The sequence below is a fragment of the Paraglaciecola polaris LMG 21857 genome (assembly GCF_000315055.1).
In the GTDB taxonomy this organism is placed as follows: domain Bacteria; phylum Pseudomonadota; class Gammaproteobacteria; order Enterobacterales; family Alteromonadaceae; genus Paraglaciecola; species Paraglaciecola polaris.
In genome coordinates this window covers 1-7,116 of record NZ_BAER01000131.1, presented here as the reverse complement: position 1 = coordinate 7,116, position 7,116 = coordinate 1, and the positions used below count along the sequence as shown (strand labels likewise).

Below are 7,116 nucleotides of genomic sequence, written 5' to 3'. Positions count from 1 at the left end.
CAACCAAACTAAACTGCCCTACATCACGCTAACTACTTGACTCCGAAGAGCCCGCAATCACCTGGGTAAACCCAGTGTCGGTGCAGCTGCTGTAGCGGCTGTCCCGAAGCGAGATGCGCATTATAGAGATACAAACCCTTAGCGCAACCCTTATTTCAAAAAAACCGTTCGACCGCTGGTTTTATAAACAATGTGACTATCTTTAGGCCACATTGCTGCTATTTGCCTCAATTTAAATAAATGTAAAGGCTTATTAGTTGGCGATTTTGTAATAAATGGTTAACATAGCTAGGCCTTATTATTCTTATAAACACACAATCTTTTAGGTAGATACATGAACTCACCCACTATAATAAATATAATCATTGCCGTCGCCCTTGCTGTTGCGGGCTATTTCCTATTACCTGTTGTTGCTGCAAACCTAGATCCTAGCCTCGCGTTAGCCCTTGGTTTATTACTTGGCGGTATTCTCGTTCCTGTTATTAGTTCACAATTTTCTGGCGCTACGGCGGTTGAAGAACAATCTGATGATGAGAACAGTAAAACTCTATATGTAGGCAACTTACCTTATCGTGCCAATGAACAAGCTGTTCAACAACATTTCGAGCTGCAAGGACAGGTTCATTCTGTTCGCCTGATGAAAGATCGTCGCACAGGTAAACGCAAAGGATACGGTTTTGTAGAAATGACAAATGCAGGAGCTGAAAAAGCTATTCAGAACTTAAATGATTCCGAATTTCAAGAGAGAACCTTAAAAGTCCGTATGGCGAAGGACAAAGTAGAAGAGTAACTTCTACTTATAGCTATTTCTAATAGCAATAAAAAAGCCGATGCAATGCTTATATACAGTAACTCCTAGTATGTATAATGTGTATTAAGGCAGAGAAATCTGCCTTTTTTATTGACATTTATTTATATAGGTTTACAGTGTTTAATATGTTTTATATGTATGGGCATTCGGAACTTGTCATCAGTTAAAGTAAAAGCGACTGTTGTTGAAGATAATACGGGCGTAAAAAGCCAACTGCCAGTGTTGCTCACCGAGCAGGGAGAGTTGAGTGTTGTAACGGATTACCTTCTTAAAATGGAGGCTAACGGTGTAAGTGCATCCGTCATGAACCAGTTCATTCAAGTTGTTGCGTTGCTTTTAGATTATATGGAGGCAAACAAGGACTTGTTCAATGACCCTAAAATTTTATTCCAAACCTTTGCCAAGCGTCTTTATAGCGGCACTATCGGAGAAGATGGACTCGATCCGTCGGGCTTATATTGGATGCCAAGTTCAACAGAGCATGTCAATAAACACATCCATAGGCTGACCGCTTTTACTGACTGGATTGCTAATAAGCAAGGTACTGAGCCAATGAATCCCCTAAGGGATGCGACTCCGCATGAACAACGCTTAAATTACGCCGCATGGTTTCGTAAAAACCAGAATGATTTTCTTGGGCATATTGAAGACAAGAATATCAATAAAACCATTCGCAAGGCCAGAACAATGAAGGGGCGCACTCCACTGACCAAGACGGTAGATGACGCGATTGCCTTCCCAGAAAAACACTGGGAAGCATTCTTCAAAGAGGGAATGGGTGGCGCTACAGACCCACGAGTAGCACAAAGAGATAAGCTTGTTCTTCTACTGATGCACGGCGGTGGTCTGCGAGAAAGTGAGGCATTATCAATTTGGGTGACGGATGTGTTTGAAGATCCTTACAACCCAGATAACGCTGTGGTTCGGGTATATAACGAAGTTGATGGTAAAGCGCCTGATGGCTGGCACAGTCGAAGTGGAAAGCATACCAGAGCAGCCTACCTTAAAGAAGAATATGCCCGTATACCGCGAATCAAAATGCAGGGTACAGCGCGAATTGGTTGGAAAGGTCGTGTTGTTGACCATCGTGATAATTACATCCAAGTACAATTTTTCCCAACTGACTATGGCAAGGTCTTTATGTCACTGTGGAAGGACTACCAAAAGTACCGAGCCAGTATTGATTGTCACCACCCTTATGCGTTTATTTCATTTCACCACAGCGCCCTAGGTAACCCTTATAATCTAGGGGCTTTTCACGATAATTACGCAAATGGTTTAAAGCGCATTGGGTTAGCACCGAATAAAGCGGAAGGGCTAGACCCTCACGGACATCGACATAACTATGGCAGACGATTAGAACAGTCAGGCCTCAATCCGTTGGTTATTCGCCGCTGTATGCACCACAAATCACTGGAGTCTCAAGTTCCCTACACAGGTAAAGGGCAGCAGGAAATCTCCGATGAACTCAACAAGGCCACGCTACAACTGGCAAATCCTGAGTCCAAAGTAAAATCGCTAGATTGGAAATCATTGGTCGAGCATGGCTTTGACGATATTGACCCGCAAGGCTATTTCACAGGCAAGCATCCGAAATTACGAGGTAAATAATGGCAACGAAAGGCAAAAAATATGACGGACGCTCATCGGACTTAACGTTTTCATGGATGCTCACTACCCTTGGCCCTGAGTGGGAGCAATGGCAGGAATTGGCCTCCGAATGGATGACTGCGCAAAGTACATCGATTGAACATAAACTATCTGCGTTAAGCCGTTTTTTTGAATCCTACTTAATGGAGTGCGCCCCATATGCAGTCGATGTGGGTCTATTTTTCAAGGGGTGTAACGGTCATATCTGCTCCACTGAAGAGCTAGAAGTTCGGGTGAGAAAAAGTCTTAACACCTCCGCATTAGTCTCAAATAATATCAACTATCCCTGCGACTTCATTGATTACATCATTGAGCATCATTTATCTGAAGAAGATGATAGCGGCAACTTAATGCCACTGGTTCGCAATCCGCTGAGCAAAATCAAGGTGCAAACTTCACACACTGAAACCGTGCGCAACCCACTGCCTTATCGTTATATCCAAGACCTGCGCCAAATTCTTTGCCCGTTACCAGATAAAGCGGAATTGGCGGTGATTGAGCAAAACCTAGCGCAAGGCGAGTCGTTACTGCCTAGCTATCGCTACCGCCACTTCAAGCATTGGACATGGGCGCAAGAGCAGTCAGGGCAAGGTGAAAGAGGTGGAAGTGGCGACTGGTTCGACGTTGAGCCAGAACTGATTGATAAATCTGATCCCGATTGCGTGTGGCGCACTAAAAAAGTGAAGATAAAAGGTAAAAAAATCACCCCCCATCAAATGTGGTCACCCGTCAAAGCGATGGTCATATTCATGAAACTTCATCTGCCACTGCGTACCTATCAAGTGCGCTTGCTAGATAGTGGCGAGGCGGATACGTGGCGCTATGAAAATGGTCAGTGGAGGCTTAACGACAAGCACGACTTTGCGCTCGGTAGCGAAAAACGTCCCTTTGGTAAAGGCATCTTTCGCCGTATCCATGACGCTATGACGGGCCAATATTCAACAGGTTTGTATGTCAACACCAATAAAACCGCAGACCAAAATAAATCGGAGCTAGAGCGCGGCTACATCATTCCTTGGCAGAATGAAGAAGTCTTGTATTGGCTGGAAAAACTACGTAACTGGCAGGAAAAATACAACCCGATAGCGAAACCGATAGACTGCAATACGCTGTTAATTAAACATACTAAGCATCAGAAGTCACAAACCCAATTAGAAAGCATGGGGGAAGTTGCCTTTCTGTTTCGGAATGCGTCAGCGAAAGAGAGTGACCGTTCAAAACCAATTAGATTTGCGGCTATGAATACTTTCTGGTATCAACTATTGATGACACTGGAAAACCAGCTCGCTGAGCAAGGTAATACGCTTGATAATGGAGAGCAACTTAAACTGGTAGTGGACTATCCTGAAGGCACTCCAGAAGCATCTAAGGTTGCCACGAACCACCCACTGCACAGCTTGCGTGTATCCTTGATAACCGCCTACACAATGGATACCCAATTGCCGCTGCCTGTCATATCCAAACTACTGGCAGGCCACTCACGCATCCTAATGACCATCTACTACAATAAAATCACCCCGTCCGTGATGGCGGAAAAAATGAATGAAGCCGAAGGACAGCTTGAGGGTAAAGCCCAGCAGTCGGTGCGCAACTTCCTCAAAGATGCCTCACTAGCGCAGATTCAGTGCAAGATGGTCTATCACAAAGAAGATAGCATTCAGGTGGCGTTAGTTAACCGTAACCCCATCGGTTGGGAAGAACGTTCATCTGGCTTATGTTTGGTCGGAGGCAACACCGTAAAATCCGATGAAATCAGTACGCTGGGAGGTTGCTGGAATGGTGGTGAGTTGATTAAAGATGCAAGTTCTGCTGCTAATCGTATCTATAGCAGCGTACCGCACGGCCCTGAAAACTGTATTCGATGTCGCTGGTTTATTACCGAGGCGCGATACCTGCCAGCACTTAATGCACAGTTTAATCAACTCAGCTACAAGGCTCACCAAGCGGCTAACCTATCGGTTGAAATCGAAGGTGAGCTGGAAGCACTTAAAGACGAGCAGTTCTTCTGTGAAGAGCAAGGTACGCCTTTTACCAAGCATGATGACATGCAGGTATTGCAACGCCGTTATGAAAAGCAACAAGTAGAGGCCGATGAATACGCCAAAGACTGGATAACCTGCTTTGAGTTAATCAGCAAAATCATTCACGTCGAGGAAGCCCGAAACAATGATGACACCAAAGATAAATTGATTGCAGTAGGGAATGAACAAGATATTAGCCATGCCTTACGATTCGTTGAAACGGAGTCGGAGTTATTGCACTTGTCTCTTCTATGTGACGATGCCGAATTCTTCCCTGACTTGCAGGATGAATTGCGTAAGACGCCTGCTATTGAAAAGCGCTCTCGCCAACTCAGTCGTGTACTAATGAAGAAAGGCTTTGAGCCTATCTTTATGGAAATGGATGAAAAACAACAGCTAATCGCTGGTAATGCCATGCTACGCCAAATGGCAAAGATAGCCGACCCTGATGATAAAATGGAAGGTTACCGTAAAGTGGCTAATTACATCGAAGCGGGTGAATACCTGTCTGACCACAAGCTATTTAGCGCAGGCATAAATGCCCTGTCGGATAAAGCCTTACGCTTAGAAACCCTCACTCAACCTGCACTATTGGAGAAATAGCATGAAGCTGGATATAGATGTCATTCTTGAGGATTTAAAAGACGGTAAAGTGCCGAGAACCAAACAAAACTTGGATACGCTGAACACTATCTTAAAAGCGTATGCTGAATCAGGTCAGAAGGACTTTTCCATTACCCAGATTGGACGAATATCGGCAGCCGAATCTGGCCCTGGTTACGAAGCACTTAGAGCAACCCGCAACACGCATTATCGCAGATTGATTGAAGCCTGGGCGCAAAAGTGCAAGACAAACACCAAGAAACCATTGGTGGCGCATGCTCGCTCAAAATCAGTACCCGTTGATAATAAATTGCTAGAGCGTATTCCTGACCCTGCCGTTCGCGCTTTATTTGGGCAAATCATTGCAGAGCGAAACCGCTACCGTAAAGAAGTAAACCTGCTTAAGCAGCACGCCAACATCACCATTGATAAGCGACCTGTTCGTCAGTTTGATGCCAGCACAGAGCCAAGCATTGAAGTGCTACCTTCACTTTCTGGCGTGTTAATTGAATCAGAGAAAAAGGCACTGGCTTATGCCATCTCCGATGAGTGTATGGACAAGAACGACTGGCAAACCACGCAGACAGGCCAAGTAAAAGACATGGAGTACAACACAGAAATATTCCCCCGTGGCTTTGTGACTGGCTTGCGAAAGCTATTAGGTGAGGTTGACGACTAATGGCAAGTGGGCAGCAAAAAGCACAGCAAAACCTCGATGCGTTTCAGTCATGGGTAGCAACGCAACAGGATGATGATTTTAAACAAATCGTGTTTAGAGGTCAGCTAAATCGTATCGAAGTGGCAAAAGCCGTAGGCTGTGGCAAATCAGCCCTAAATCAAAACCCTGATATACGAAAGGATTTAAAAAAGCTGGAAGATAACCTGCGCGACAGAGGCGTGCTCCCACCACTGACCGACACCGCCAAAAAAGACGCTGATAAGCCGAAACAATACGACAATACGGCGAATCGCAAGGCGCTTAATTCAACGCGATCATCATCACTGGAGGCTGAGAACATCGAGTTAAAATCCAAAATCAAAGAGCTTGAAGGTAAGCTTAAGCGTTTTGGTGAATTATCAGAAACCTTGTCCGAAATGGGGTTCATGCCGCGATGAATGCTGCCTTACATGAAGACCAATTGCGCGTCACCAGTATCCCTTATACCTCATCAAAGATGGTGATATTCAGCGGTACACCGTTAAAGAAAAACTCTTACAGAGCCAACAGCGGTAAATACTACGTCACTATAAAGATAGATCCTGACGCGTTGCCTGCACAACCTGCAATCGGTCAGTATTGGTCAGTCAAAGGAAATCGACAAATCGAAAAGATGGACACGGGTGATTACGTGATGCAGCAGCATACCTACCAGTCACCTGAGCATGTTGAATGCAGTCTGCCAGAAACAGGCGAGCAATTGATCCGATTCATCGCCAGAGAAGCTGCCTTTAAAGGTATTGGTGAAAGCAAAGCAAGGGCACTATGGGAGCTTTTAGGTAAGAATCTTCATGCAACCTTGAGAAAAAATACACCAGAGTCTAGAGAGCTGCTTAGAGGCGTTCTGAGCGAGGATTCCATCATCGCCTTGTTTGAGGGGTATGCTAAATACAAGAATCTAGGCTACTGCAATTGGATGTCCGAACAAAAAATACCTGCCAGTGTTCAGCAGCGTTTGTTGAAGTATCACTCTGAGCAATCCATAGAAGCCATTAAACAGAATCCTTATGTGTTAATTGGTTTTGGCATGAGCTTTACAGAGGTGGATGCTCTTTCTCAAGCGCAACTTGAGGACGCAACAAATGATGACAGGCGATTGAGCGCAGCGCTTGAAGTAGCAATACGCAAAGAGATTGATAAAGGCCATACCTACACAACACAAGACAATTTACGCCCTCACTTAACCAAGTTACTCAAAGACAAAGAGCTGGTCGCCAAAGCGTTTAAGGCGGGTCATGACAAGGCTCAATACCTTTTAAATCACGAGAAAGGCACTTACCATCCAACGGCTCAGTTGCTGATGGAAAATGTCA

6 protein-coding genes are annotated in these 7,116 nt (G+C 44.9%); all 6 read left to right on the top strand.

Annotated features, from left to right (window positions below; genetic code table 11):
* Positions 1-334: 334 nt before the first annotated feature.
* Complete coding sequence (locus GPLA_RS21360; protein WP_007107115.1) at positions 335-790, top strand: RNA recognition motif domain-containing protein; 456 nt, start codon at positions 335-337, stop codon at positions 788-790.
* Between the two features lie 174 nt (positions 791-964).
* Positions 965-2,422 (top strand): gamma-mobile-trio recombinase GmtY, encoded by a 1,458-nt coding sequence (gmtY, locus tag GPLA_RS21355; RefSeq protein WP_040515641.1) that lies wholly within the window; start codon positions 965-967, stop codon positions 2,420-2,422.
* Positions 2,422-5,085: a gamma-mobile-trio integrase GmtZ gene (gene gmtZ, locus GPLA_RS21350; RefSeq protein WP_007107113.1), complete on the top strand. Its 2,664-nt coding sequence runs from the start codon at positions 2,422-2,424 to the stop codon at positions 5,083-5,085. Before gmtY ends, gmtZ begins: the two co-directional genes overlap by 1 nt.
* 1 nt (position 5,086) lies before the next feature.
* Complete coding sequence (gene gmtX, locus GPLA_RS21345) at positions 5,087-5,764, top strand: gamma-mobile-trio protein GmtX (RefSeq protein ID WP_007107112.1); 678 nt, start codon at positions 5,087-5,089, stop codon at positions 5,762-5,764.
* Complete coding sequence (locus GPLA_RS21340; RefSeq protein ID WP_007107111.1) at positions 5,764-6,201, top strand: VPA1267 family protein; 438 nt, start codon at positions 5,764-5,766, stop codon at positions 6,199-6,201. Before gmtX ends, GPLA_RS21340 begins: the two co-directional genes overlap by 1 nt.
* A partial coding sequence (locus tag GPLA_RS21335) for a helix-hairpin-helix domain-containing protein (RefSeq protein ID WP_040515638.1) occupies positions 6,198-7,116 on the top strand: 919 nt, incomplete at its 3' end. The genes GPLA_RS21340 and GPLA_RS21335, both read left to right, overlap by 4 nt.